Annotated in this window: 1 protein-coding gene and 1 pseudogene; one reads left to right on the top strand and one right to left on the bottom strand. The window is 31.4% G+C overall.

Annotation, left to right across the window (positions count from 1 at the left end):
• A pseudogene (locus tag IDG60_RS28300) lies at nt 1-248 on the top strand (hypothetical protein); the annotation flags it as partial.
• A gap of 65 nt (nt 249-313) precedes the next feature.
• Here IDG60_RS28300 and IDG60_RS28295 read toward each other — a convergent pair.
• Nucleotides 314-609 (bottom strand): histidine phosphatase family protein (locus IDG60_RS28295; RefSeq protein ID WP_164825723.1); only part of this gene is annotated, 296 nt, incomplete at its 5' end.

The following is a 609-nucleotide window of genomic DNA, read 5'->3' as shown; positions in this document are numbered from 1 at the left end:
TAATGGTATTAGTCGCATTACCTTCACTTGTTTTAGCTATATATGATTATATGAGTTTTAGAATTTCTTCTGCTATTTTACAATTTCTAGGGGCTATCTCTTGGTTCTTTTTATCATTGATATTATCGCTCACACAATTTACACCTTTTACATTAGCGTCATTTATAACTTCAATTATTTTGTTCATAAGCGCAATTATCACATTAGCTATTGGTGGTAAGTCTGTTGATAAGAATGATTCCCATTAAATTCCAAATGCCAAAAAGGTTCTGAAGGCCACTATAAAACACAGCTTTTCAGAACCTCTATACTTCTATTCAATGATATATGGTTTGCAATTTTCTACCTTTAAATCCACAGCTTCTTCCCTTGAAACTTTGTTAAAATAAACCATCAAACAACGAATGACAACTTGATGTGCAACAATGACAATATCATCTTTTTGTGTATCTTCATTGACAACATGATTCATAAAATGTTCTACGCGTTGATATACATCTTCATAACTTTCTCCTTCAGGCGCTTTTTGTGAAAAACTATGACGAAAGTCTTTAAAGTTTGGATCATTGAAATATTTTTCATATTTCGGATTCGCACTGATTTCATCTT

The organism is Staphylococcus sp. EG-SA-2 (assembly GCF_017152085.1).
Note: the sequence above shows the minus strand (reverse complement) of the source record. Positions and strands in the feature narration are given on the sequence as shown.